At 70.2% G+C, this 25,464-nt stretch carries 21 protein-coding genes; 12 read left to right on the top strand and 9 right to left on the bottom strand.

Annotated features, from left to right (window positions below; translation table 11 throughout):
• Positions 1 to 106 precede the first annotated feature (106 nt).
• Positions 107 to 748, top strand: coding sequence for a sigma-70 family RNA polymerase sigma factor (locus DI005_RS35445; protein WP_110337654.1), 642 nt, complete (start codon positions 107 to 109; stop codon positions 746 to 748).
• Positions 745 to 1,074: a mycothiol system anti-sigma-R factor gene (gene rsrA, locus DI005_RS35440; protein ID WP_112270975.1), complete on the top strand. Its 330-nt coding sequence runs from the start codon at positions 745 to 747 to the stop codon at positions 1,072 to 1,074. The genes DI005_RS35445 and rsrA overlap by 4 nt, the downstream gene beginning before the upstream one ends.
• A gap of 65 nt (positions 1,075 to 1,139) precedes the next feature.
• On the opposite strand, the gene DI005_RS39840 is transcribed toward rsrA, so the two are convergent.
• Entirely contained in the window at positions 1,140 to 1,214 is a 75-nt protein-coding gene (locus DI005_RS39840) for a 50S ribosomal protein bL37 (protein ID WP_098515123.1), read from the bottom strand.
• 157 nt (positions 1,215 to 1,371) lie between these two features.
• Here DI005_RS39840 and DI005_RS35435 point away from each other — a divergent pair, with 157 nt between their 5' ends.
• A complete protein-coding gene (locus DI005_RS35435) occupies positions 1,372 to 2,880 on the top strand; it encodes a sensor histidine kinase (RefSeq protein ID WP_112270977.1) in 1,509 nt (502 codons plus the stop codon).
• Between the two features lie 358 nt (positions 2,881 to 3,238).
• Here DI005_RS35435 and DI005_RS35430 read toward each other — a convergent pair whose 3' ends face one another.
• Together DI005_RS35430 and DI005_RS35425 are read right to left on the bottom strand one after the other, a co-directional pair.
• Positions 3,239 to 3,493: a WhiB family transcriptional regulator gene (locus DI005_RS35430; RefSeq protein WP_110337660.1), complete on the bottom strand. Its 255-nt coding sequence runs from the start codon at positions 3,491 to 3,493 to the stop codon at positions 3,239 to 3,241.
• A gap of 287 nt (positions 3,494 to 3,780) precedes the next feature.
• Complete coding sequence (locus DI005_RS35425; RefSeq protein WP_113645067.1) at positions 3,781 to 4,707, bottom strand: diacylglycerol kinase family protein; 927 nt, start codon at positions 4,705 to 4,707, stop codon at positions 3,781 to 3,783.
• 312 nt (positions 4,708 to 5,019) lie between these two features.
• Here DI005_RS35425 and DI005_RS35420 point away from each other — a divergent pair, with 312 nt between their 5' ends.
• Complete coding sequence (locus tag DI005_RS35420; protein ID WP_113644957.1) at positions 5,020 to 5,499, top strand: hypothetical protein; 480 nt, start codon at positions 5,020 to 5,022, stop codon at positions 5,497 to 5,499.
• Between the two features lie 175 nt (positions 5,500 to 5,674).
• Here DI005_RS35420 and DI005_RS35415 read toward each other — a convergent pair whose 3' ends face one another.
• On the bottom strand, positions 5,675 to 6,343 hold the full coding sequence (locus DI005_RS35415) for a TetR/AcrR family transcriptional regulator (RefSeq protein ID WP_113644956.1): 669 nt from the start codon (positions 6,341 to 6,343) through the stop codon (positions 5,675 to 5,677).
• 255 nt (positions 6,344 to 6,598) lie between these two features.
• Between DI005_RS35415 and DI005_RS35410 the strand changes: the two genes are divergently transcribed.
• Positions 6,599 to 7,561, top strand: a complete 963-nt coding sequence (locus tag DI005_RS35410) for an SDR family oxidoreductase (RefSeq protein WP_113644955.1) — start codon at positions 6,599 to 6,601, stop codon at positions 7,559 to 7,561.
• A 29-nt stretch (positions 7,562 to 7,590) separates the two neighbouring features.
• Here DI005_RS35410 and DI005_RS35405 read toward each other — a convergent pair whose 3' ends face one another.
• Positions 7,591 to 8,181 (bottom strand): acid phosphatase, encoded by a 591-nt coding sequence (locus tag DI005_RS35405; RefSeq protein WP_112270985.1) that lies wholly within the window; start codon positions 8,179 to 8,181, stop codon positions 7,591 to 7,593.
• Positions 8,182 to 8,235: 54 nt separating this feature from the next.
• Between DI005_RS35405 and DI005_RS35400 the strand changes: the two genes are divergently transcribed.
• Positions 8,236 to 8,727, top strand: coding sequence for a hotdog fold domain-containing protein (locus tag DI005_RS35400; protein WP_113645066.1), 492 nt, complete (start codon positions 8,236 to 8,238; stop codon positions 8,725 to 8,727).
• A 94-nt stretch (positions 8,728 to 8,821) separates the two neighbouring features.
• Complete coding sequence (locus tag DI005_RS35395; protein ID WP_199543520.1) at positions 8,822 to 10,453, top strand: GMC oxidoreductase; 1,632 nt, start codon at positions 8,822 to 8,824, stop codon at positions 10,451 to 10,453.
• A 63-nt stretch (positions 10,454 to 10,516) separates the two neighbouring features.
• Here the strand turns inward: DI005_RS35395 and DI005_RS35390 are convergent, their stop codons facing one another.
• The gene (locus DI005_RS35390) at positions 10,517 to 11,122 is read right to left on the bottom strand and encodes a dTDP-4-dehydrorhamnose 3,5-epimerase family protein (protein WP_113644954.1); all 606 of its coding nucleotides are present in this window, start codon (positions 11,120 to 11,122) and stop codon (positions 10,517 to 10,519) included.
• Positions 11,123 to 11,418: 296 nt separating this feature from the next.
• Here DI005_RS35390 and DI005_RS35385 point away from each other — a divergent pair, with 296 nt between their 5' ends.
• Positions 11,419 to 12,585 (top strand): NADP-dependent malic enzyme, encoded by a 1,167-nt coding sequence (locus DI005_RS35385; RefSeq protein WP_199543500.1) that lies wholly within the window; start codon positions 11,419 to 11,421, stop codon positions 12,583 to 12,585.
• A gap of 3 nt (positions 12,586 to 12,588) precedes the next feature.
• Here the strand turns inward: DI005_RS35385 and DI005_RS35380 are convergent, their stop codons facing one another.
• Positions 12,589 to 14,001 carry a bis-aminopropyl spermidine synthase family protein gene (locus tag DI005_RS35380; protein WP_233520431.1) on the bottom strand — a complete coding sequence of 471 codons (1,413 nt, stop codon included), beginning with the start codon at positions 13,999 to 14,001 and terminating at the stop codon, positions 12,589 to 12,591.
• Positions 14,002 to 14,086: 85 nt separating this feature from the next.
• On the opposite strand from DI005_RS35380, the gene DI005_RS35375 reads away from it, so the two are divergent.
• The 4 genes from DI005_RS35375 to DI005_RS35360 are packed head-to-tail and all read left to right on the top strand — an operon-like array spanning position 14,087 to position 17,437.
• Complete coding sequence (locus tag DI005_RS35375) at positions 14,087 to 15,178, top strand: ABC transporter ATP-binding protein (RefSeq protein WP_113644953.1); 1,092 nt, start codon at positions 14,087 to 14,089, stop codon at positions 15,176 to 15,178.
• Positions 15,175 to 15,864 (top strand): ABC transporter permease, encoded by a 690-nt coding sequence (locus DI005_RS35370; protein WP_112270993.1) that lies wholly within the window; start codon positions 15,175 to 15,177, stop codon positions 15,862 to 15,864. The genes DI005_RS35375 and DI005_RS35370 overlap by 4 nt, the downstream gene beginning before the upstream one ends.
• Positions 15,861 to 16,550: an ABC transporter permease gene (locus DI005_RS35365; protein ID WP_113644952.1), complete on the top strand. Its 690-nt coding sequence runs from the start codon at positions 15,861 to 15,863 to the stop codon at positions 16,548 to 16,550. The genes DI005_RS35370 and DI005_RS35365 overlap by 4 nt, the downstream gene beginning before the upstream one ends.
• Positions 16,547 to 17,437, top strand: coding sequence for an ABC transporter substrate-binding protein (locus DI005_RS35360; RefSeq protein WP_199543499.1), 891 nt, complete (start codon positions 16,547 to 16,549; stop codon positions 17,435 to 17,437). Before DI005_RS35365 ends, DI005_RS35360 begins: the two co-directional genes overlap by 4 nt.
• 135 nt (positions 17,438 to 17,572) lie before the next feature.
• Here the strand turns inward: DI005_RS35360 and DI005_RS35355 are convergent, their stop codons facing one another.
• Both DI005_RS35355 and DI005_RS35340 read right to left on the bottom strand, forming a co-directional pair.
• Positions 17,573 to 21,271 (bottom strand): multifunctional oxoglutarate decarboxylase/oxoglutarate dehydrogenase thiamine pyrophosphate-binding subunit/dihydrolipoyllysine-residue succinyltransferase subunit, encoded by a 3,699-nt coding sequence (locus tag DI005_RS35355; protein ID WP_233520443.1) that lies wholly within the window; start codon positions 21,269 to 21,271, stop codon positions 17,573 to 17,575.
• Positions 21,272 to 21,710: 439 nt separating this feature from the next.
• Complete coding sequence (locus tag DI005_RS35340; RefSeq protein WP_199543498.1) at positions 21,711 to 25,463, bottom strand: ABC transporter ATP-binding protein; 3,753 nt, start codon at positions 25,461 to 25,463, stop codon at positions 21,711 to 21,713.
• Position 25,464: the final 1 nt, after the last annotated feature.

Raw genomic sequence — 25,464 nt, 5'->3', positions numbered from 1 at the left:
GACCAGACCAGCCAGCCGTTCCCGCGTATCCTTGGAGCCGACGACCGAGCCGTCGGCAGCGGGCACCACACGCCGGCGCCACAGCGCCGATCTGGAAGGGAAAGGTTTGCCGAGCACGCAGAACTCCGCGGAGCCCACGGCCACCCCGGCCGACACAGAGCAGGAGCAGGAGCGAGCCGAGCGCTTCGAACGCGACGCGATGCCCCTGCTCGACCAGCTCTACTCGGCGGCGTTGCGCATGACCCGTAACCCCGCCGATGCCGAGGACCTGGTGCAGGAGACCTACCTCAAGGCCTATGCGGCGTTCGCGTCCTTCAAGAAGGGCACGAACCTCAAGGCCTGGATGTACCGGATCCTCACCAACACCTATATCAACGGCTACCGCAAGCGGCAGCGTCAGCCCCTCCAGCAACCCACGGAGGAGATCACCGACTGGCAGCTGGCCCAGGCGGAGAGCCACACGTCGAGCGGCCTTCGCTCGGCCGAGGTCGAGGCCATGGACAACCTGCCGGATGTCGACGTGAAGGCGGCGCTGCAGCAGCTGCCCGAGGAATTCCGGCTCGCCGTGTACCTCGCCGACGTCGAGGGCTTCGCCTACAAGGAAATCGCAGAGATCATGGATACGCCGATCGGCACGGTGATGTCGCGCCTGCACCGGGGCCGTAGCCAGCTGCGCGGCCTGCTCGCCGACGTTGCCAGGGAGCGCGGGTTCATCCGTTCCGCCCAGCAGGAGGTGGCCGGGCGATGAGCACTCACGGTTCCGGCAAGTCCGACAAGGTCCATTGCGAAGAGGCGCTCGCCGAGATCTTCCTGCTGCTGGACAAGGAGTGCAGTCCCGAGCGGGACGCCGAGCTGCGCAGGCACATCGATGACTGCCCGCCGTGCCTCGAGGAGTACGGCATCGACGAGCAGCTCAAGCAGCTGCTGGCCCGCAAGTGCGGCGGCGACCACGCTCCGGCCGAGCTCAAGAACCGGTTGCGGGCCTCGATCCGCAAGACCGTGGAGGAGCACGGCGGGCTGCGGATCTCCGAGACCGAGGTGACCGTGGAACGCGTCACCGAAGGCAGCGACTGACGCCACCCGAACAGCGGCCCCGGCACCATTCCGGTGCCGGGGCCGCTGTTCGTCGCCTCGCCTGCTCAGGCGTTGGGCTTCTTGCCGTGGTTCGCGCCGTTCTTCTTCCGGTCGCGACGCTTACGGGCACGCTTCGACATGTTCACTCCTCCATGACTGGCTCCATCTAGTGTGTCATGGGGAGTGACGCTGCCCGCCAGAGGTGTGCCGAGGGCACCACGCTCTGGTTGTATTGCGGACGGCGGTGCGTGGCCTGCGCACCGTGATCGAGGATGACGTTCGGTGGTCGAATAAGCCATGTCCACGCTAGCCGAGCTGCTCGCGGAGAACACCGGACTGCCTGGTGAGGCGGTCGACCATCTGCAGATGGTCGTGGCCGAATGGCAGCTGCTGGCCGATCTCTCCTTCGCGGACTTCCTGATGTGGGTGCCAGTCGAGGAGGGCGAGGGCGACTTCGTCTGTGTCGCGCAGGTGCGCCCGACGACCGGCCCGACCGCTCATCCAGAGGACGTCGTTGGCACGCGGTTCACGAACGGGGAGCACCCGCAGCTCGGCAGGGCAATGCGGGAGGTTCGGCTCTGCCGCGAGGAGGACCCGCATTGGTACCGCGACCTGCCGATGCGCAGGGAGGCCGTGCCGGTCAAGTTCGGCGAGCGCGTGATCGCGGTACTCAGCCGGGAGACCAACCTCGCGTCGCCGAGGGTGCCGAGCCCGCTGGAGATCGCCTACCTGGGCAGCGCGGCGGACCTGTGCCAGATGATGGCCGACGGCACGTTCCCGAGCCCCGACGGCGGCACCGACGTGCACACCAGCCCCCGCGTCGGCGACGGGCTCATCCGGCTCGACCAGAGCGGCACGGTGGTGTTCGCGAGCCCCAACGGGCAGTCGGCCTACCACCGCATGGGCTACGAGTCGGACCTCATCGGCACGCGCCTCGCGCCGCTCACGCGGTCGCTGATCCGCGACCCGTTCGACGCCACCGAGGTCTCGCACCGCATCCTCGACGCGCTCGACGGCAAGCCCGGCAGCCGGACGGAGGTGGAGTCGCGGCGAGGGGCGGTGGTCCTGTTCCGGGCGCTGCCGTTGCGGCCCGCGGGGCGCCCGGCCGGCGCGCTGGTGCTGGCACGCGACGTCACGGAGGTGAAGCGGCGCGATCGGGCGCTGCTGTCGAAGGACGCGACGATCCGGGAGATCCACCACCGGGTCAAGAACAACCTGCAGACGGTGGCCGCGCTGCTGCGGCTCCAGTCGCGGCGCACGCAGAGCAACGAGGCGCGGCAGGCCCTGAGCGAGTCCGTGCGGCGCGTGTCGTCGATCGCGATGGTGCACGAGGCGCTGTCGATGTCCGTCGACGAGCGCGTGGACCTCGACAAGCTGCTCGACAACGTGCTGCCGATGGTGGGCGAGGTCGCGACCGCCGAGGCGCACGTGAAGCTCACCCGCTCCGGCTCCTTCGGCGTCGTCGTGGCGGAGATCGCCACGCCACTGGTGATGGTGGTCGCCGAGCTCGTGCAGAACGCCGTGGGTCACGCCTTCGTGCCGGGACGGCCAGGGCAGGTCGAGATTCGGGTGACCCGCTCGGCGCGCTGGCTCGACATCATCGTGCGCGACGACGGCAAGGGCCTGCCCGCCGGTTTCTCGCTGGAGCGGGCCGATGGTCTCGGACTGCAGATCGCGCGGACCCTGGTGGAGTCGGAACTGCGGGGGTCCCTGTCGCTGCGCGGCGTGCGGGACGGCGACTCCTCCGGCCGCCGGTCCGGCGGCACCGAGGCCGCGTTGCGCATTCCACTGAGCCGCCGAGTCTGACGCCCGGCCCCGGAGCCTCGCCGACCGCAGTGAAGGCCACCTTCACTGCGCCCGCCCGTCTCCCCCCACCGCCCAAACGGAGACGCTGACGCGCCGCTGTGCCTGATCAACCCGTCTCCCTCCACCACCCAAACGGAGACGCTGACGCGGCGCTGGGCCTGATTCCACGCGGGCATGGTGGCCTTCACTGCGGTAGGGGTGCGCGTTGCGGCAGGGGTGCCGCGCATTAACGGCGACCAAACAACCGCACACACGCTTGAGGGCCGGCACCCGAGACGGATGCCGGCCCTCAAACCTTTTGCCGCTGTTTGAATTGCGTTAAAGCGTTACGTGGCAAAAGGCATTCGCTTGAGTGCGATCAGAAGTTGCTGCGCGTGCCGATCTGGGCACGGCGACGCTTGAGCGCGCGCCGCTCGTCCTCGCTCATGCCGCCCCACACGCCGGCGTCCTGGCCGCTGGCCAGTGCCCAGGCCAGGCAGTCGGAAGCGACGGTGCAGCGGTGGCACACGGACTTCGCCGCGGTGATCTGCGACAGAGCAGGACCACTGGTCCCCACAGGGAAGAAGAGTTCCGGGTCCTCGTCTCGGCAGGCCGCGCGGTGGCGCCAGTCCATTTCCTTGAGCTCCTTTTAAGGGCGCGGCGTTCCGCGCCAGTCGTCATGGCGGTCGTTTCTTGGGGTGCTTGTGAATGCTTTCACGAGTCACCGAGTTCGACAAGTGTTTTCTGGCAATCGGTGAGTCAGCTCACCCGCGCGAGCGACTAGCCTGACCTGCGGATATGCGCTTGTCAGTTCCGCCCGTCGCGCAACGTCTTGCGGTGAACGGAGCTTCTCCGTCGCTGAGCGGCACCATGGAGTTTGCCGGAGGCGATCAGTCGATGTTGCTGACCGACCGCAACCACTCATAACGCAACCGTGAGCGCCCTCGGCACGCTGATGAACTCCACCCGGGTCCGCTGCCCGACCAGATCGCCATCGACCTGCAAGTTTACCGGGACTTCAGACGTCACGCTGACTATCGGCAGATCGTCGTGACGCAGTAACTGCCTGCCACGGTGCCTGCTGCGGCTGCGCAGAGCCTGGCGGACGTGCCGCAGCACCGTGGCGAGCCCCATGCCCCGCAGCGCGAACAGGCCGAGTCCGGTGTCGAACGAGCACTCCGTGTTGAGATGCACCGGCCGCGAGCCCAGATAGCTCCACGGGTCCGTATTGGACACGAACGCGGTGTGAACCTCGACCGGCTCCTCGCCGGGCATCCGGACCGTCAGGGCCGGCCTGCCGTTCGGCGGCCGCAGGTAGCAGCGCACGGCCGTCCGCAGGTAGAGCGAGGGACTCGTTCGTTTGCCGCGCCGCTTCTCGACCTCGCCGACCACGTCGGCGTCCCAGCCCATCCCGGCGTTGAAGGTGAACCAGCGGTCGCCGGCGAGGCCGAGGCCGACCTGTCTGCCGCTCTTCTCCTCGAGCCCGTGCAGCAGCCGGTGCGTGGCCTCCACCGGATCGCTCGGCAGCCCGAGGGCCCGCGCGAAGACGTTCGCCGAACCGCCCGGCACGACGCCGAGCATCGGCACCGGGCCGTACCTGCCGGGCTTGCCGTCGGTGTCGGCCAGCAGGCCGTTGACGACCTCGTTGACCGTGCCGTCCCCGCCGTGCGCGACCACCAGGTCGACCTGGTCCCGCGCCGCGGCGTGCGCGACGGCCATCGCGTGACCGCGGTAGTCGGTCTCGACGACGTCCAGTTTCACCTGGCTGGCCAGCGCGTGCGCGAGCACGTCGCGACCACCGGGAGTGGTAGCGGTTGCCTGCGGATTCACGACGAGAACTGCACGCACTACCGCAGAGTAGGTGAGTTCACGCGTCACGCGGCCCGGTTGCCCGAACTAATACTTGCGAAACTCGTCACTGCGCCGCGAGCTGTCGTGAGCGGTCGTGGACCCGCGATCCCGTTTGCCTCAGCCGGTCGCTGCCCTCCGTTCGTCCTACCCCGAACGACAACTTCCGCCGTGACGAGTGCACCCCGGCCGACCGCCGGCTCATCGACGACAACCAGATCTTTGCTCGTGGCCCGGCCGCCCGAAAACGGCCGTCCGGGTGGCATACCATCGAAAGTGTTCACGCACGGTCATCTGACGGGAAGGCGTCCCGTGTCGCTCGCCGACAAGTTCTCCCCGGCGCCGCGCGAGGTGCGCCTCGCCGGTGCCCTCACCGCGCTGCCAGGACTGGCGCTGCTCGCGATCGGCGTGGTGCTGGTCGTGGAGTTCCTCGGACAGGCGCCCGTGGCGGGCAACAACGTCTACGCCGAGGTCGCCTACTACCTCGTGCTCGGGTTCGGTGTGCTGGCGTGCGCCGGGGGGCTGCTGCTCGGCAAGACGTGGGCGCGCTCGCCCGCGCTGGTCATCAGCCTGGTGCTCGTCGGCGTGGGGTGGTACGCCGCCGGGCCGTCCAGTCAGCCGGGCTTCGGTGTGCCGATCATGATCGCCGGGGCGGCGGTGGTGGTGCTGCTCTTCCGCAGGCCCTCGCGCGCGTGGGTGCTCGGTCAGCAGGAGGGTGAGACCGAGGAGGAGGCCGCGCGGCGCGGCGGCCTCGAGGGCCGCGCCGCCCAGCGCGAACCCGACCAGGACTAGGCCGCCCTGCGAGGGCCTTGTCCCGCCTGGCGAGGCACCACGCTGACCCCGCTCGCCGGCAGAGGATCGTCAGGCATGGCTTCGCTCTTCGCCAGTGTGCGCAGCGGCTCGTCGGTGAGGCGGTAGACCGGCCACTCGTCCCGCGGCCTCGCGCGAGCACGCCGACCTTCCGGCGCTAACGCGGGTGTGGGCCGAGCAACCCGTTGACGATCAGATCCGCGAGTTCCCGCGCGGTGCGTGTCTGGCTTTCCCTGGTGACCGGTTCGGCCCGGCCGAGCCGATGTGCGAGCGGCAGTTGCACCAGGCCGGCAACCGGGCTGATCACGGCGAAGAACAGCACATCCATGGGCACGGTGGGCAGGCGGCCCGCCGCCATGAGCCGTTCGACGGCCGGAACCAGCGGCCCCAGCGTCGGCGCCACATACCTCTCGTACAGGTAGTCCAGGCGCTCTGACTCGCGGGAGAACTCGTCGGCGAGCAAGCGGCCGAGCAGCGGCGCCTCGACGGCGGCCTGATAGAAGTGGACGATCACAGCACGAACCCGCTCGGCGTCGTCGACGTCGGCTTCGAGTAGCCGCTGACGTTCCCGCTGGTCGCGTTCGAGGAGCGAATCCACCACGGTCCGCCAGAAGTTGGCCTTGGATCCGTAGCGGTCGTTGATGAAGTTGTGGCTGACGCCGAGGCGTCTCGCGAGCTCTCTGGCCGAGGTTCGGTCGTAGCCGAGTTCGGCGAAGGCCTCCATCCCCCGTCGAAGGATCTCGGCCTCGTCGGGCACCGGACGCGCGCCCGCCCCGGGTCGCCCCGGTCCTCGCGCCGCGCCGGTCACCGACTCCTCTGCCGCCATGCGGTCATTCTCCCCACGACTCCGGCTCACCCACCCGGGGACAACGCTTGACACTTGTCAGAATACACCTAATCTGACAGGTGTCAGGCAGTGTCCGGATGGACTTGCCATGGTCAGGGCAGTGCCCGGCGTGAAGCAGTGGGAATGGCCGACCGCCCACGACTCGAGGCCGGGCATCCCCGCCCGGTTCGGAGGCAAGTCCGGCCTCGAACTCCGAGCCACCACGGACGACGCCAACCGGCAGGAGGAAGAACGATGGCAAAGACCACGCCGGACATCCCGGTTCCCGATCTCACCGGCAAGCTCGCGGTGGTCACCGGAGCAAGTGACGGCGTCGGCCTTGGCCTGGCTACCCGGCTCGCCGCAGCAGGTGCGGAGATCATCATGCCGGTCCGCAACCCGCGCAAGGGCGAGGCCGCGATCGCGAAGATCCGCCGTGAGCACCCCGACGCCAGGATCTCCCTGCGTGACCTGGATCTGTCCTCGCTGGCGTCCGTCGCCGCGGTGGCGGACCGGCTCACCGAGGAGGGACGGCCGATCCACATCCTCGTGAACAACGCCGGAGTGATGACGCCGCCCGATCGGCAGACTACAAAGGACGGTTTCGAGCTGCAGTTCGGCACCAACCACCTCGGGCATTTCGCCCTGGTAGCCCGGCTGCTTCCGCTGCTGCGCGCGGGTAAGGCCCGGATCACCTCGCAGATCAGCATCGCCGCCAACCAGCACTCCATCAACTGGGACGATCTCCAGTGGAAAGGGAAGTACAACGGCAACCAGGCCTACAGCCAGTCGAAGATCGCGTTCGGCCTGTTCGGCCTCGAGCTCGACCGGCGCAGCCGGGACGGCGACTGGGGCATCACGAGCAACCTCTCCCATCCCGGGGTGACCCCCACCAATCTTCTCGCCGCGCGGCCGGAGGTCGGCCGCGAACGCGATACCACGCTGGTGCGGTTCATCCGCGCACTGTCCGCGCGCGGCATCCTGTTCGGGAAGGTGGAGACGGCGCTGTTGCCCGCGCTCTACGCCGCGACGTCACCCAGCGCCCAAGGCGGCCTTCTCTACGGGCCCAGCGGCTTCCGGCACCTCTCCGGCCCTCCGGCCGAACAGAAGCTGTACTCGCGCTTGCGCAGCGCGGACGACGCCCGCCGGATCTGGAAGGTCTCCGAGGAATTGGTCGGCTTTCGCTTCCCGGCTGGGCGCGCCCAAGCACCGGCCTGAGGCAGGACAGGGTCAAGTGAGGTTCGTCGTCAGGACGGCGGGACGTTCAGGTGCTGGATCTGGGGGCGGCCGCGCTCGTCGCCGAGCACCGTGATGCTCGCCGGATCGAACTTGAAATGGACGCCCGCGCTCGCTTCGAGGCCGAGCCAGCGGGCGATCAGCACACGGCTGAAGTGCCCGTGCCCGACAAGTACGACGTCGCCGCCCGCAAGCGCGGTCCGGACGCGATCGAGGACCTTGTCGGCCCGCGCGGTGACCTGCGCCGCGCTCTCTCCGCCGGGCATCGGGTGCGACCACACGGTCCACCCCGGCACGGTTTCGCGGATCCGCGGCGTGGTGAGGCCTTCGTAGTCGCCGTAGTCCCATTCGGCGAGGTCCTCGGTGGTCTCGTCGACGGCGAGCCCGGCCAGCTCGGCCGTGCGTACGGCCCGCGTGCGGGGGCTGCTCAGCACGAGCGCCGGTGACGTGCCGCCGTGCATGAGCGCGTAGGTGCGGCCCGCCGCGTGCGCCTGGCGTTCCCCGACGGCCGTGAGCGGAAGGTCGGTGCGGCCGGTGTGCCTGCCCGCGGCGGACCACTCGGTCTGGCCGTGACGGAGAAGGAGGAGCACATGCTGGTCCACGCCTGCGAATATAGCGGCGCCCCCGACCGGTTACTCATGAGTAATATGGCGCCCATGACGACTTCGAACTCGACATACGCGGCGTGGCGCAAGCTTTCCGGGACCACGGCGGGCCGGGCGCTCTTCTCCGCCGCGGTGTGCCTGCGTGCCCCGTACTTCCGCACCGTGCTGCCGTACGTACGCGACCTGCGGCCCGGTCGCGCGGAGGTGAGCGCGCCCAAGTGGTGGGGTGTGCACAACCACATCGGGACCTTCCATGCCATCGCCGCGTGCAACCTCGCCGAGGCCGCGTTGGGCATGCTCGCCGAGGCCACGGTGCCCTCGACGCACCGGTGGATCCCGAAGGGCATGACGGTGTCCTACCTCGCGAAGGCCGAGACGTCGCTGGTGGCGGTGGCGGAGCTGGCCGAGCCGCTCGACGTCGGCGGCGCCGGTCACGAGGGTGTCGAGGTTCCGGTCCCGGTGACGGTCACCGACCGCCGCGGCAAGGCCGTGGTGACGGCGACCATCACGATCTGGGTCACACCCAGAAGGAGTCAGCGCTGACTCCTCCAGGCGAGTGAAACTTAACGGTGTTTACCCAGTTGACGTGAACGCCGCTCGGGTTTGAGCTTGTGGGGGTGATGGCGTGCCCGGCAGCATGCGCGCCATGCCTTCCCCGCTGTCCCGCAGGCGCTTCCTCGGGCTGAGCGCGCTGAGCTCCGCCGCCGCGTTCGGGCTCACCACGATCTCCGCGAACGGCGCGTCCGCATCGCAGCGGCGCACCGACTTCTCCCCGGCCGTCGTCATCGGCACCGGCTACGGAGCCGCCGTGACGGCGCTGCGCCTCGGCGAGGCGGGTGTCCCGACGCTCGTGCTCGAGATGGGCAGGCTGTGGGACACGCCCGCCGACGACGGCAACGTCTTCAGCGGCATGCTCAGGCCCGACAAGCGCTCCATGTGGCTCAAGACGCGCACGGAGGCTCCGCTCGCGTCGTTCCTGTGGATCGACGTCGTCAACCGCGACATCGAGCGCTACACCGGTGTGCTCGACCGCGTCGACCACGGTGACATGTCGGTCTACGTCGGCCGCGGCGTCGGCGGCGGCTCACTGGTCAACGGCGCCATGGCGGTGACCCCCAAGCGGCACTACTTCGAGGAGATCCTGCCCTCGGTCGACGCCGACGAGATGTACGGGAAGTACTTCCCGAGGGCCAACGCCGCGCTGGGCGTGAACCACATCGACCCGGCGTGGTTCGAGACGTGCCGTTCGTACAAGTACGCGCGCCTTTCGCGCAAGCATGCCGACAAGGCCGGGCTGACCACGACGTTCGTGCCGAGCGTCTACGACTTCGACTACATGCGCCTCGAGGAGGCGAAGGAAGTTCCGCGCTCCGCGCTGGCCTCCGAGGTCATCTACGGAAACAACCACGGCAAGCGCTCGCTCGACAAGACCTACCTGCCCGCGGCGCTGGGCACCGGCAACGTCACGATCAGGACGTTGACCGAGGTGCGGGCCATCCACCGCCAGTCCGACGGGACCTACCGGCTCACCGTGCGCGAGCTCGACGAGGTCGGCAACGTGGTGGCGACCAGGGAGATCGGCACCCGCTACCTCTTCCTCGGCGCGGGCAGCCTCGGGTCCACCGAGCTGCTGCTGCGGGCCCGCGAGACGGGTGCGCTGCCGGAGCTGAGCGGCGAGGTCGGGCAGTGCTGGGGCACCAACGGCAACGTCATGCTGGGCAGGGCCAACCACATGTGGGACACCACCGGCACCGTGCAGTCGGGCATGCCCGCGCTCGGCATCGACGCGTGGGACGACCCCGAGCACCCGGTGTTCGCCGAGATCGCGCCCATGCCGGCGGGGCTGGAGCTCTGGGTGAGCCTGTACCTGGCGATCACGAAGAACCCCGAGCGCGGGCACTTCACCTACGACGCCACGAGCGACTCGGCCAGGCTCAACTGGACCGCCGACCAGGGGCAACCGACGATCGACGCCGCGAAGGCGCTGTTCGACCGGGTCAACAGGGCCAACGGCACGATCTACCGGCACGACCTGTTCGGCGACACGCGCCCGTTCGAGAACCGGTTCACCTACCACCCGCTCGGCGGGCTGGTGCTGGGCAGGGCGACCGACCTCTACGGCCGGGTGCGCGGCTACCCGAACCTCTACGTCAACGACGGCTCGCTCATCCCGGGCAGCACCGGCGTGAACCCGTTCGTGACGATCACGGCGCTGGCCGAGCGCAACATCGAGCGGGTGCTCGCGGAGGACCTCCGCCAGCGAGGGTGACCGCAGTGAAGGCCACCTTCACTGCGTTCAACGCAGTGAAGGTGGCCTTCACTGCGGGTGGGTCTAGCCGTTCGCGCGCAGCTGGGCGTAGCGGGCTCGGCAGGCGGAGTAGTCCGGAAGCAGTCCCGCGTCCCTGGCCTCGGCCAGCGTGGGCGCGCTGGAGTCCTTTTCGGACAGAATGAACTCGAGCTCGGCGGGCCACGGCAGGCCCAGCTCAGGGTCGAGCGGCGTGATGCCGTGCTCGCCCCCCGGGTTGTAGCCGGTCGAGCACAGGTACGCCATGGCCGTGTCGTCCTCGAGCGCGACGAAGCCGTGGCCGAGGCCCTCGGCGACGTAGACGGCGTGGAACCCGGTGCTGTCGAGGCGGACGGCGTCCCACTGCCCGAACGTGGGCGAGCCCACCCGCAGGTCGACGATCACGTCGAGCAGCGAGCCCCTCGGGCAGTAGACGTACTTGGCCTGACCCGGCGGTGTGTCGGCGAAGTGGATTCCCCTGATCGTGCCCTTCCTGGACACGCTGTGGTTGGTCTGCGCCACCGTGAGCGGGTGCCCGACGGCCTTGAGGAACGCGGGCTCCTGGAACGGCGCGACGAAAAGTCCGCGTTGATCAGGAAAACGAGGGGGGACGAACTCGTAGGCGTCCCGCACCGCCAGCTCGCGCACATCCATGCCGCGCAGCTTAGCCGCCACATCCCAAGCCGGACGGTCGTCTTGCTATTACCCGTCTGACCAGGGCAGATCCGGCAAATTCTGTGATCTAAACCGCACCCCTGCGCCCATGACCCGGTCCGGCCTGTCACACTGAGCGAACCGCCGCGTCCGCGGCACAGCCTCGACCACGGGCCTCGACGGACGCCTCGCCCGGAAAGGCGGCGCTACCGCGCCGGTCAGCCGGGACCGAGGAGCCCAACACAGCTGGGGACGCCGTGCGGCGATCCCCTGAATTTTCAGCCCTGGAGATTGACGTGTCCCAAGCTCAGGTGAGCGACGACGAGATCTTCGGTGGTCACGAGGGCGGCAAGCTCTCGGTGACCACCACCCGACCCATCACGCAAGCGCGTGACCTCTCCATCGCCTACACCCCCGGAGTAGCCAAGGTCAGCCGCGCGATCGCGGAGGACGCCGCGCTCGCGAAGCGCTACACGTGGGCCGACCGGCTCGTCGCGGTGGTCAGCGACGGCACCGCGGTACTCGGCCTCGGCGACATCGGGCCGAGCGCGTCGCTGCCGGTGATGGAGGGCAAGTCGGTGCTCTTCAAGACCTTCGCCGGGCTGGACTCGATCCCGCTGGTGCTCGACACCACCGACGTCGACGAGATCGTCGAGACGCTCGTGCGCCTGCGTCCTTCGTTCGGCGCGGTGAACCTGGAGGACGTCTCGGCCCCTCGCTGCTTCGAGCTGGAGGACAAGCTCAAGGCCGCGCTCGACTGCCCGGTGATGCACGACGACCAGCACGGGACCGCGATCGTGGTGCTGGCCGCGCTGCGCGGCGCGAACATGGTGCTCGACCGCGCGATTGCCGACCAGCGCGTGGTGATCTCCGGCGCGGGCGCCGCAGGGGTGGCGTGCACCCGGATCCTGCAGGCCGCCGGTGTCGGCGACGTCACGGTGCTGGACTCGAAGGGCATCGTCCACGCGGGCCGGGGCGGGCTGAACCCGATCAAGGAGCAGCTCGCGGAGACCACGAACGCCGCCGGGCTGCGCGGTGGCCTCGCCGAGGCGCTCGAGGGCGCCGACGTGTTCATCGGCCTCTCCAGCTCGACCATCGACGAGAGCCTGCTCGCCACGATGGCAGGCGACTCGGTCGTGTTCGCACTGTCCAATCCGGACCCGGAGGTGCACCCGGACGTCGCCGCGAAGTACGCGTCGGTCGTGGCGACCGGGCGCAGCGACTTCCCGAACCAGATCAACAACGTGCTGGCGTTCCCCGGCGTGTTCAAGGGCGCGCTCGACTCCGGTGCGCGGTCGATCACGGAGAACATGAAGCTCGCCGCGGCCGACGCGATCGCGTCGGTGGCCGCCGACAAGCTCGCCGCCGACCACATCGTGCCGAGCCCGCTCGACCCGAGGGTCGCCGCCGAGGTGGCCGCCGCGGTGGCCAAGGCCGCGGAGTCGGACGGTGTGACGGCGTGACCCTCAGCCCAGTGCCGCCCGGATCTCCGCGATCCGGTGCCTGGGCAGGTCGATGAGCCGCAGGTCCGCGATGTCGGCGGGTGCCTGCGGCCAGAGGTTGCCGACGCGGCCGTGTGCGCGGGTCCAGACCGCGCGCACGGCCGCGTTCGCGTTCCCGGGCTCCGCGTCGGCGACCACCACGGCGTGCTTGTTGTCGGGCGTGCTGCGCAGCAGGCGCAGCCGGTACTTCGGCGCGACCAGGTCCGTGAGCGCCCGCTGTGAGCGGGCGTCGCCGAGGTCGGGGTGCGCGTTCGGCACCAGGAGCGCGACGCGTTCGGCGTTCACGGCCAGCAGTACGCGGGCGAGCCACGGACCGGGGTCGGCGGTGAGGTCCACGGCCACGGCAGTGCCGTCGGGCACGGTGGCCGGCCTCGTCCAGTCGGCGTCGCGAACGGTCACGTCCTGGCCGGTCTCGGCCGCGAGCGCGACGAGCGCGTCCAGCAACGCCGCCGGGGTTCTGCGCGCCTCCACCGACTGCGGGCCGTGCGTGTAGATGCCCTGCTGTTTGCCCTTGCCCTTCTTGCGGGCCCGCGCGGTGGGCTGGCAGACGTAGAGGTCCGCCGCGCTGCCGATCGCCTGTGCGCCCGCGTACCGATGGAACGCGGGGACGATCGCCTCGAACGCGAGCCCGAGCGAGAGCAGCGCCCGCTGCGCCTGGTGCCCGAGGGCCGGGTGCCGAGGGCTGTAGCCGTAGGCGAGCACCAGACGTCCCTCCGGCGGGTCGGCGAGGCACTCGATGCCACGGGCGGCGAACAGGCCCATGCCCTCCGGCGTGTAGGGCGGATCGCTGAACACGACGTCCGCCATCCCGGCCACCGCGAGCGGCAGGCCGAATCTCAGGTCCGTGTGCACCGTGCGAATGGAGCGCTCGCTGCGCCGGTCGAGGTATTCGAGGATCCGGTCATCGACGTCGACCACCGTCAGCCGGGCCTCGGGGCGCAGCGTGTGCACCGCCAGTGACGTGAGGTCGTGGTCGCCGACGAACGTCAGGCGAGTGCGGCGCAGGTCGTACTGCTCGTCGAGCCAGCGGGCCCTCGCCACCACGGTCTCGGGCGTCGCCTGCACGTGGTCGAGCGCGGGCAACGGCGGCGGCACGTCCGAGATCGCCGCCTCCATGGCGACGAGCAGGTCGCCCGGCTCCGCGGGCTCACCGGCCAGCTCCCGGTAGCGCGGCACCGCATCGGGTCGCAGCCGCACGGCGGTGCCCTCGCGTTCGAGGTCGCCGCCGAACGCGGCCAGCAGCTCCTCCACGCCGCGCCTCGGCTCCGCCGTCGCACGCACCAGCTCGTCGAACTCCTGCCAGCCGTGCGCGAGGAGGGAGACGGCGAGCCGGAGCGGCCTGGCCTGCACGCCGAAGGCGTCGAGCGGGGAAGTCACGAGGTCAGCCTAGATGCTGGAACGCCGTGCCTTCGCGGCCGATCTCGACTACGGTCGGGCGGGTCCGTCCAGAGGGGAGTGGGCTATGGGAATCGAGTTCCGCGGCGTCACGAAGAAATACCCGGACGGCACCGTTGCCGTCGACGATCTGAACCTGACCATCGAGGACGGCACCATCACCGTCTTCGTCGGTCCTTCCGGCTGTGGCAAGACCACCTCCCTGCGGATGATCAACCGGATGGTGGAGCCGACGTCCGGCACGATCCTGCTTGACGGCGCCGATGTCCGCGACTCCGACCCTGCGCTGCTGCGCCGGGGCATCGGCTACGTCATCCAGCACGCCGGCCTCTTTCCACATCGGACGGTGCTGAGCAACGTCGCCACGGTGCCGCTGCTTTCCGGCTGGGAGAAGCGAAAGGCGCGCGAGCGGGCCGCCGAGCTGCTGGAGACCGTCGGCCTTCCGGCCGAGCTCGGCAAGCGCTACCCCGCACAGCTCTCCGGCGGGCAGCAGCAGCGCGTCGGCGTCGCCCGCGCGCTCGCGGCCGACTCGCCCGTGCTGCTCATGGACGAGCCGTTCTCGGCCGTCGACCCGGTGGTGCGCGAGGGTCTGCAGGACGAGCTGCTGCGCCTTCAGTCGCAGCTCGGCAAGACGATCGTGTTCGTCACCCACGACATCGACGAGGCGGTGCGGCTCGGCGACAAGGTGGCCGTGCTGCGCGTCGGCGGCAGGCTCGCGCAGTACGGCACCCCGGCCGACGTGCTGCGGCACCCCGTCGACGACTTCGTCGCCGGGTTCGTCGGCAAGGACCGCGGCTACCGCGGCCTGTCGTTCCTTTCCGCGGGCGACGTGCTCGTCGAGGACGTGCCGACCGTGCGGGTCGGCGGCACGCCGGGGGAGAGCACGGACTGGCGGCTCGCCGTGAACGACGCGGGTGAGCCGCGCGGCTGGCTGCCGCCGTCGTCCACAGTGGATGGTGATCTCTCCGAATCGGACCTGTTGGCGGGTGGATCGCTGTACCAGCAGGGAACTCCGATCCGCGGCGCGCTCGACGCGGCGCTGTCGTCGCCCGCGAGCCTCGGTGTGGTGGTGGACGCCGACGGCAAGGCGATCGGCGTGGTCACCGCGAGGCAGGTGCTCGACGTGATCGAGAACCATCCGCAGGGGGTGACGCGGTGAGCTTCTTCGACGAGCTCGGGCAGTACCTCGGCAGCGCCAACAACCGCGAGCAGATCCTCGACACCCTCGCCGAGCACTGCTACCTCGCGCTGCTGCCGCTCGTGCTCGGAATCGTCCTCGCGATCGCCATCGGCTGGCTCGGCCGGGCCTGGCCGCGCGCGAGGGGCGTCATCCTCGTGCTGGCGAACCTCGTCTACACCATTCCCTCGCTCGCGCTGTTCGTCATGATCCCCAGCCTCATCGGCACGAAGATGCTCGACAGCATCAACGTCGTCGTGGCGCTGACCCTCTACACCGCTGCGCTGCTCGTCCGGCCCGTGCTCGACGCGCTGGACGCCGTGCCGCCCGCCGTCATCGCCTCGGCGACCGCGATGGGCTACCGGCCCGCGCGGCGGTTCCTGACCGTCGAGCTGCCGCTCGCGGTACCGGTGCTCGCGGCCGGGGTGCGCGTCGCGAGCGTGAGCAACATCAGCCTCGTCAGCGTCGGCGCGCTGATCGGCGTCGGCGGGCTCGGCGTGCTGTTCACCGACGGATTCCAGCGGGAGTACTTCTCGCCGATCGTGGTCGGGATCGTGCTTACGCTGCTGCTGGCTCTGGTCGTTGACCTGCTGCTGGTGCTGTCGCGTCGGCTGCTGACCCCGTGGGACCGCACGGCGGCCCCGGTGAGGACGGAGGTGGCCGTGTGATCGGCGAGATCATCGACTGGTTCACCAGCTCGGCCAACTGGCAGGGCGCGGACGGCGTGCCGACCCGGGTGCTCCAGCACCTCGGCTACGTGCTCCTCGCGCTCGTCCTCGCTTCGGTCATCGCCGTACCGATCGGGCTCTACGTCGGCCACACCGGACGCGGCGGGGTGCTGCTCGTCGGCAGCGGCAACGTCATCCGCGCCCTGCCGACGCTGGGTCTGGTGACCTTTCTCTTCCTGTTGTTCACCGACAGCGACGTCGCCGCGATCATCGGGCTCGTCGTGCTCGCGATCCCGCCGATCCTCGCCGGCACCTACGCCGGGCTGCAGGCGGTGGACCGCGCGGTGGTCGACGCCGCCGAGGGCATGGGCATGCGCGGCGGGCAGCGGCTGTGGCAGATCGAGGTGCCGATCGCGCTGCCGCTCGTGCTCGGCGGTGTGCGCAACGCCGTGCTCCAGCTCGTGGCCACGGCGGCGGTCGCGGCGTATGTGGGCCTCGGCGGCCTCGGCCGGTACCTGCTCGACGGACTGGCCATTCTGGACTACGGCGAGGTCGCGGCGGGCGCCATTCTCACCGCGCTGCTCGCGATCGTGCTCGACGTCGTGCTCGCCGCCGTCCAGCGGGCGCTGGTGCCCCGGGGCGTTCGGCTCGCCGAGGCGGGCACGAAGAAGGAGGTGTCGGCATGAGGCGGCGACTGCTCGCGATGGTCGCGGCGGTCGGCCTGCTGGCAACCGCGTGCGGCAACCCACTGGAGGGCGGCGCCGAGGGCGGGCCAAGCGGAGAGATCATCATCGGCGCCTCGGACGTCGGGGAGAGCCTGCTGCTCGCCCAGATCTACGCGGGTGCCCTGCGCAACGCCGGAGCCGAGAACGTCACCGTGCGTCCGCCGGTCGGTGGGCGCGAGGTGGTGGTCAAGGCGCTCGAGGACCGCTCACTGTCGCTCGTGCCCGAGTACAGCGGCAACCTGCTGCAGTACTTCGACGAGAACAGCCAGGCGACCACGCCCGAGGAGGTGCACGCCGAGCTGCGGCAGAAGCTGCCGGAGCAGTTCGAGGTGCTCGAGGCGGCCCCGGCCGAGAACAGCGACGAGATGGTGGTCCGTAGGGAACTGGCCGACCAGGGCATCCGCACGGTCTCCGACCTCGCGCCCCGCTGCGGCGAGCTGGTGTTCGGCGGGCCGGGGCAGTGGGCCGACCGCTGGCAGGCCAAGATCAAGGAACTCTACGGCTGCGAGTTCAAGGAGATCCGCACCACCGACACGGGCGGCCCGGTGACCGTCGAGGCGCTGCGCTCGGACGAGGTGCAGGTGGCCGACCTGTTCAGCACCTCGTCGACGATCCGCAGCAACGGCTTCGTGACGCTCGAGGACGACAAGGACATGTTCCCCGCGCAGAACATCGTGCCGTTCGTCGCGAAGGGCACGCTCAGCGAGCGCGAGGTGCGGGCGCTCAACGCGGTGTCGGCCGCGCTGACCACCGAGAAGCTGACCGACCTCAACGTCGAGTTCACCGAACAGAAGCGCAACCCGCTCGACATCGCCGAGGACTTCCTCGCCGAGAACGGTCTCGCCTAGCCGGATGCAGTGAAGGCCACCTTCACTGCGCCCACCCGTCTCCCACCACCACCCAAACGGAGACGCTGCGCGCCGCTGCGTTGGTTCAACGCAGGCAAGGTGGCCTTCACTGCAGTCTGATCGTGACGGGTCGGCTTACTCGAAGGCCTTCGCGATGAGGGCCTTCTGCTCCACCTCGTGGACCTTCGACGAGCCCGCGGACGGGGCCGCCATCGGGCGCCGCGCCACGACCTGCAGGTTCGAGAACGCCTCAGGCAGCTTGCGCGGCAGGTTCAGCCCGAAGAACGGCCAGCCACCCTGGTTCTCCGGCTCCTCCTGCACCCACACGACCTGCTTGGCGGCCGTGTAGCGCTCCAGCGCGGCGAGGAGCTTCTTCTTCGGCAGCGGGTAGTACTGCTCGATCCGCACGATCGCGATGTCGTCGATGCCCTGCTTCTCGCGCTCGACGAACAGCTCCCAGTACATCTTCCCGGACGTCAGCAGCACCTTGCGGGCCTTGGCCGGATCGACGCCGCCGTCGTCGATCACCGAGAGGAACTTCGACTGGTCGGTGAACTCCTCGATGCCCGACTTCACGTTCTTGTCGCGCAGCAGGCGCTTCGGGGTGAAGACGATCAGCGGCCGGTTGACGCCGTCGAGGGCGTGGCGGCGCAGCAGGTGGAAGTAGTTGGCCGGGGTGGACGGCACCGCCACGGTCATCGAGCCCTCCGCGCACAGCTGCAGGAAGCGTTCGATGCGGCCCGAGGTGTGGTCCGGCCCTTGGCCCTCGTGGCCGTGCGGCAGGAGCAGCACGACGTCGGAGAGCTGGCCCCACTTGGCCTCACCGGAGGAGATGTACTCGTCGATCACGGTCTGCGCGCCGTTGACGAAGTCGCCGAACTGCGCTTCCCACATCACGAGCGCCTCGGAGTTGGCCACCGAGTAGCCGTACTCGAAGCCCACCGCCGCGTACTCGGACAGCGCCGAGTCGTAGATCATCACGCGGCCCTGCTGGTCGGCCAGGTTCTGCAGCGGCGAGTACTCCTGACCGGTCTTGCGGTCGATCAGCACCGAGTGCCGTTGCGTGAACGTGCCGCGCCGGGAGTCCTGGCCGGACAGGCGCACCAGCCTGCCCTCGAGCGCCAGCGAGCCGAAAGCGAGCAGCTCACCGAACGCCCAGTCGACACCGCCCTCGCGCGACATCTTGTGCCGCCGCTCCATGACCGGCTTGACGCGCGGGTGCGGCGTGAAGCCCTCCGGGACGTTGACGAACGCGTCCCCGATCCGCTCGATCACCTCGCGGGAGACCGCGGTCGGCACCTTGGCGGGCACCTGCTGCTCCTCCTCGACCGAGGGGCTCGGGGCAATCGGGTGCTTCTCCAGCTCACGGACCTCGTTGAAGACGTGCTCCAGCTGGCTGGAGAAGTCCCGCAGCGCGGCCTCGGCCTCGTCCATGGAGATGTCGCCACGGCCGATGAGCGCCTCGGTGTAGGTCTTCCGCACGCTGCGCTTCGTGTCGATGATGTCGTACATCGCCGGCTGGGTCATCGAGGGGTCGTCGCCCTCGTTGTGGCCGCGCCGCCGGTAGCAGATCATGTCGATCACGACGTCCTTGTTGAACGCCTGGCGGTAGTCGACGGCCAGCCGCGCAACCCAGTAGGCGGCCTCGGGGTCGTCGCCGTTCACGTGGAAGATCGGGGCGCCGATCATCTTCGCGACGTCGGTGGCGTACTGCGACGAGCGGGCGTGCTCGGGCGCCGTGGTGAAGCCGACCTGGTTGTTGATGATCACGTGCACGGTGCCGCCGGTGCGGTAGCCGCGCAGCAGCGCGAGGTTCAGCGTCTCGGCCACCACGCCCTGGCCCGCGAAGGCAGCGTCGCCGTGCAGCAGCACGGGCAGCACGGTGAAGCCGCCGGAGGCGCGGTCGCCCTTGTCGAGGATGTCCTGCTTGGCGCGGACGATGCCCTCGAGCACCGGGTCGACGGTCTCCAGGTGCGACGGGTTGGCGGTGAGTGAGACCTTCGTCTCACCGTCGCCGAACATGCGGAAGTACTTGCCCTCGGCGCCGAGGTGGTACTTCACGTCACCGGAGCCGTGCGCCTGGCCAGGGTCGAGGTTGCCCTCGAACTCCTGGAAGATCTGCGAGATCGGCTTGCCGACGATGTTGGCGAGCACGTTCAGGCGACCGCGGTGCGGCATGCCGATGACGACCTCGTCGAGCTCGTGCTCGGCGGCCTTGTCCAGCACCGTGTCCAGCAGCGGGATCACGGTCTCGCCGCCCTCGAGCGAGAACCGCTTCTGGCCGACGTACTTGGTCTGCAGGAACGTCTCGAACGCCTCGGCCGCGTTGAGCTTCGACAGCACGTACTTCTGCACCGAGGGCTCGGGCTTCTCGTGCGGGACCTCCACGCGCTCCTGGATCCAGCGGCGCTCGTCGGGGTCGAGGATATGGGTGTACTCGACGCCGACCGTGCGGCAGTAGGAGTCGCGCAGCACGCCGAGGACGTCGCGCAGCTTCATGCGCTGCTGGCCCGCGAAGCCGCCGACCGCGAACTCGCGGTCAAGGTCCCACAGGGTCAGGCCGTGGCTGAGGATGTCCAGGTCCTCATGCCTGCGCTGGCGGTAGTTCAGCGGGTCGGTGTCGGCCATCAGGTGGCCGCGCATCCGGTAGGCGTCGATCAGCTCCAGCACCCGGGCGGTCTTGTCGATCTCGCCCTCGGGGATGTCCTCGACCCAGCGCACCGGCTCGTACGGCAGGCGCAGCGACGTGAAGATGTCGTCGTAGAACCCGTCGCCGCCGAGCAGCAGCTCGTGGATGCGCTTGAGGAACTCGCCCGACTCGGCGCCCTGGATGATGCGGTGGTCGTAGGTCGACGTCAGCGTCATGATCTTGCTGACGCCGAGGCCGACGAGGGTCTGCTCGCTGGTGCCCTCGAAGTGGGCCGGGTACTGCATCGCGCCGACGCCGATGATCGCGCCCTGACCGGCCTGCAGCCTCGGCACTGAGTGGTTGGTGCCGATGCCGCCCGGGTTGGTCAGCGAGATCGTGGTGCCGGAGAAGTCGTCGGCGGTGAGCTTGTTGTTCCTGGCCTTCTTGACGATGTCCTCGTAGGCCTGCCAGAACTGCAGGAACGTCATGTTCTCGGTGCCCTTGATGGACGCGACGACGAGCGTGCGGCCGCCGTCCTTGCCCTTCATGTCGATGGCGAGGCCGAGGTTGACGTGCTCCGGTGTGACGGCGTGCGGCTTGCCGTCGACCAGCGCGTAGTGCCGGTTCATGTTCGGGAAGTCGTGCAGCGCCCGCACCATCGCGTAGCCGATGAGGTGCGTGAACGAGATCTTCCCGCCGCGGGTGCGCTTGAGGTGGTTGTTGATGACGATGCGGTTGTCGGCCATCAGCTTGGCCGGGACCGCGCGCACGCTCGTGGCGGTGGGGACGCTCAGCGAGGCGTCCATGTTCTTGGCGATCGCCGCGGCGGCGCCGCGCAGCGGCTTGCTCTCCGGCTCCTCGGCCTTGGCGGGGGCGGCCGGTGCGGACTTGGCGGCGGCGGGAGTCGTCGGGGTCGCCTTGGCGGGCGCGGCTTGCTTCGACTCCGTCTTCGCGGACGCGGGCTGTTTCGGCTCCGCCTTGGGGGCGGCGGCCTTGGGCGCGGGCTGGGCGGCGGGCTTCGCCTCGGCCGGTGCCTGCTGCGGCTTGGCGGGGGCCTTCGGGGTGGCCTGGCCGTTGGCGGCGGACGTCCGCTCGGCGGTGGCCGTGTCCGGCTTCGGCTGCGCCTGGGTGGGCTTGAAATCAGCAAAGAAGTCATGCCACGCGGCGTCTACTGAGGAGGGGTCGGCGAGGAACTGGTCGTACATTTCCTCGACGAGCCACTCGTTGGGGCCGAACTGTGACGCAGGGCTGCTGGACACGGCTTGGACTCGCCTCTATCCGTCTCGATCTGGTTGTCCGATTACGCGCCTACCAGGCTAACCCCCTCGCCCGTCGCGCCGTCATCGAAGTCCGTCAACGGAGCCCTCACGACGTTGGCATTTCTCACTGGATCGATCACGGCGCTCGAACACCCGTTCGCGAGTCCCCCCGTCCTGCCCGCGAGTCCCCCGTTCCCGACGCCGAGTTGCCCGTTCCCGACGTCGAGTCCCCCGTTCCCGACGTCGAGTTGCCCGTTCCCGACGTCGAGTTGCCCGTTCCCGACGCCGAGTGCGGCGCTCGAATGCGGAACTCGCGGACCGGAGCGGGGGACTCGCGGGCTGGAGCGGGGGACTCGCGGGCTGGAGCGGGGGACTCGCGGGCGGGTCAGGTGGGCGGCTCTCCGAGGCGCCACAGGTGGGCGTAGTGGCCGCCGGCCGCGAGCAGGTCCTCGTGGGTTCCCTGTTCGACGATCTTGCCGTGGTCGAGCACGACGATGAGGTCCGCCCTCGCGGCCGTGGCCAGGCGGTGGGCCACCACGAAGGTGGTCCGTTTCTTGGCGATGGCCTCGGTGGCCTTCAGCACAGCGGTCTCGGTCGCCGGGTCCAGCGCGGCGGTGGCCTCGTCGAGCAGCAGGACGTCCGGGTCCACCAACTCCGCGCGGGCGAGCGCGACGAGCTGGCGCTGCCCCGCCGAGAGAGCACGCCCGCGCTCGCCGACCGGCTGGTGGAACCCGGCCGGCAGCGCGGCCACACCCTCGATCGCTCCCACCGACCGCACCGCGGCCTCCACCTCGGCGTCGGTGGCCGAAGGGCGGCCGTAGCGGACGTTGTCGGCGACCGTGCCCGAGAACAGGTGCGCCTCCTGCGGCACCACGCCGAGCCTGCCGCGCAGGCCCGGCAGGTCGTAGCCGCGCACGTCGACGCCGTCGATGCGCACCACCCCGCCGGTGACGTCGTAGAAGCGGGCCACCAGTTTGACCACAGTGGACTTCCCGGCCCCGGTCGCACCCACCAGCGCCACCGTGGTGCCCGCCGGGACGTGCAGTGACACGTCGTCGAGCGCGAGCGCGTCGGTGCCGGGGTAGGCGAACCGCACGCCGTCCAGCTCCACCTCGCCGCGCAGCCGCTCGGGCACGGCGACGGGCCGTTCGGCCGGCGGCACCGACGTCGGCGTGCGCAGCAGCTCGCCGATCCGGCCGAGGCCGACCTTGGCCTGCTGGTAGCCGTCGAACACCGACGACAGCTGCTGAACCGGCGAGAAGAACGACTCCAGGTAGAGCAGGAACGCCAGCAGCACCCCGACCGAGAGAGTGCCGTCGGCGACCCGGTTGGCGCCCGCGACCAGCACGATCGCCGCCGCGGTCCCGGAAAGCAGGGTGACGAACGGAAAGTAGGTCGCCACGTACCGCTGAGCCCGCAGGCGCGAGCGCCGGTAGGCGTCGCTGCGCGAGGCGAAGTCCCGCGCCGAACGCTCCTCGCGCGTGTACGCCTGCGCGACCCGCAGCCCGGTGACGTTCTCCTGCATGTCCGCGTTCACCGCGCTGACGCGCTCCCGCGCCTCGTTGTACGCGGCCGAGGCGAGCCTGCGGAAGATCACCGTCGCCACCGCGAGCACCGGCAGCACCGAGAAGGCGTAGAGCGCGAGGCCCGCGTCCGTGATCACCAGCGCGCCCCCGATGCCGACGAGCGTGAGCACGCTGACCACGGCCGTCGCCAGCCCGGTCTGCAGGAACGTCGACAGCGCGTCCACGTCGGTGGTCATCCTGGTCATGATCCGGCCGGCCAGCTCGCGCTCGTAGTAGTCGAGCCCCAGCCGTTGCAGGTGCGAGTAGCTGCGCACGCGCAGCAGGTACAGCACGGACTCGCCGGTGCGGGCGGTGAGCCTGGTCTGCAGTGCGATCACGAGCCAGTCGAGTGCGATCACGAGCGCGCCGACGGCCGCCGCGATCAGCACCGCGGATTCCGCTCCCGCCCGCACGCCGTCGTCGACACCCCGTTGGTACAGGGCGGGCACGGCGATGGTGGCGAGCGCGTCGAGCGCCACGAGCGTGATCACCGCGGCCAGCAGGGCGCGGACGGGCCGCAGCAGCCTGCCAAGCCGGAACGCGGGATCGGGTGCCCTCGGATCGGACTCGCCGAGCCTCGGCTCACCGGTGGCGGGCGGCAGCTCCCGCACCCGCCGCAGCAGCTCGGGCGTCGGCGGGAGGTCGAGCGACGCCCGCGAACCGGGGCCGCCGGTGCTCGCCGCCTGCGTTGTCCGGACCGAGGCCGACTCCGCGAGCGCGTCGACATCGTCGTGTGCGGCTGGGCCGGGCCACAGCTGCGGCGTGACGCCCGACTCGTCGCGCACGAGCACGTCCTGCCTGTGCACCTCCTCGACGTCCTCGCCGGGGCCGCCCACGAGGTCGCGGAACAGCGCGCACCGCCCTTCCAGCTCCTCGGCCGTCCCGACGTCCACCACCCTGCCCGCGTCGAGCACGGCGATGCGGTCGGCGAGCGACAGCGTGGAACGCCGGTGGGCGATGAGCAGGGTGGTGCGGGTGCGCGTCACCGCACGCAGCGTTTCGTGGATCGCGGCCTCGGTCGCGGTGTCGACGGCCGAGGTCGCGTCGTCGAGCACCAGCACCCTGGGGTCGGTGAGCAGCGCCCTGGCGAGGCCAAGGCGCTGCCGCTGCCCTCCCGAGAGCGTCAGGCCGCGCTCGCCGACCTGCGTGTGGTAGCCGTCGGGCAGCGCGCTGATGAACTCGTGCGCCTCGGCGGCCTTCGCGGCGGCCACCACCTCCTCGTCGCTCGCGTCCGGCCTGCCGTAGGCGATGTTGTCGCGCACCGTGGTGGAGAAGAGGAACGCCTCCTCGAACACCACGCCGATCGCGCGGCGCAGCTCGGTGAGCCGCGCGTCGCGCACGTCTACCCCGCCGACGTGGACGGAGCCCGAGTGCACGTCGTAGAAGCGGGGCAGCAGCAGCGAGATCGTGGACTTGCCCGAGCCCGCGGTGCCGACGAGCGCGAGGGTTTCCCCAGGCCTGGCGTGCAGAGAGAGGCCGTCGAGCACCGGCTCGCTGCGCGTGTAGCCGAAGCGGACACCGTCGAGGCGCACGTCGAGCGGGCCGTCGGGTAGTTGCCGGGGGTCCGGGCGCTCGCGCACCTCCGGCTGCGCGTCGATGAGCTCGTGCACGCGCTCGGCGCCCGCGCGGGTGAGCTGCGCCTGCACCACGAGGCTCGCCAGCATCCGTGCGGGACCGATGAGCGCGGAGACGTAGGTGGCGAACGCGAGGAACGTGCCGAGGCTGATCTGCCCGTGCAGCGCCATGATCCCGCCCGCGCCGAGCACGGCGATCTGGCCCGCGGCGGGCAGCGCCGAGGTGGTGGCGGTGGGCACCGCGGCGAGCTTCGCGGCGCGCACACGTTCGCGGTACAAGGTGCGGGCGGTGTCGGAGAGCTTGCCGATCTCCCGGTCCTCCTGGCCGAAGCCCTTCACCACGCGCACGCCGGTGACGGTCTCCTCCACCTGCTGCGCCACGTCGGCCGCGCGCTGCTGCGCCGACCAGGTCGCGGGGAAGAGCCTGCGCCTGCTGACCGTGATCACGATCGCGACGGCCGGCGCCACGACGAGCGCGATGAGCGTGAGCAGCGGGGAGAGCACGAGCATCGAGCCGAGCGCGAGCACCGCGAAGATCACCGAGCCCGCCGAGAGCGGCACCTGCATGAGCACGCCCGTCACGAGCTGGAGGTCGGTGATGGCGCGCGAGACGATCTGGCCGGTGCGCAGCGAGTCCTGCTTGCCCCCGTCGAGGCGGGACACCGCGCCGAACACGGCCTGGCGCAGGTCGTGCTGGACGTCGAGGGCGAGCCGTCCGCCGAGGTAGCGCCGGGCGAAGGCGCTGCCGAACGTCAGCAGCTGCAGGCCGATGAGCGCGGCGGCGAGCCAGCCGAGCCTGCCGGTCTCACCCGCGACCGCGTCGTCGACGGCGACCTTGACGAACAACGGGCTCGCCGCCTGCAGACCGACGCCGAGCATGGCCGCGCCGAGCGAGAGCACCACCAGCACCGGGTGCCGCCAGCATGCCGCGGCGAGCCTGCGGATCCACCCGGCCTTGCGGTCGGGAGCGTCCAGCGTTGTCGCCGCTCTGCCGGACACT

The organism is Prauserella sp. PE36, assembly GCF_003311655.1.
In the GTDB taxonomy this organism is placed as follows: Bacteria; Actinomycetota; Actinomycetes; order Mycobacteriales; family Pseudonocardiaceae; genus Prauserella_A; species Prauserella_A endophytica.
Note: the sequence above shows the minus strand (reverse complement) of the source record. Positions and strands in the feature narration are given on the sequence as shown.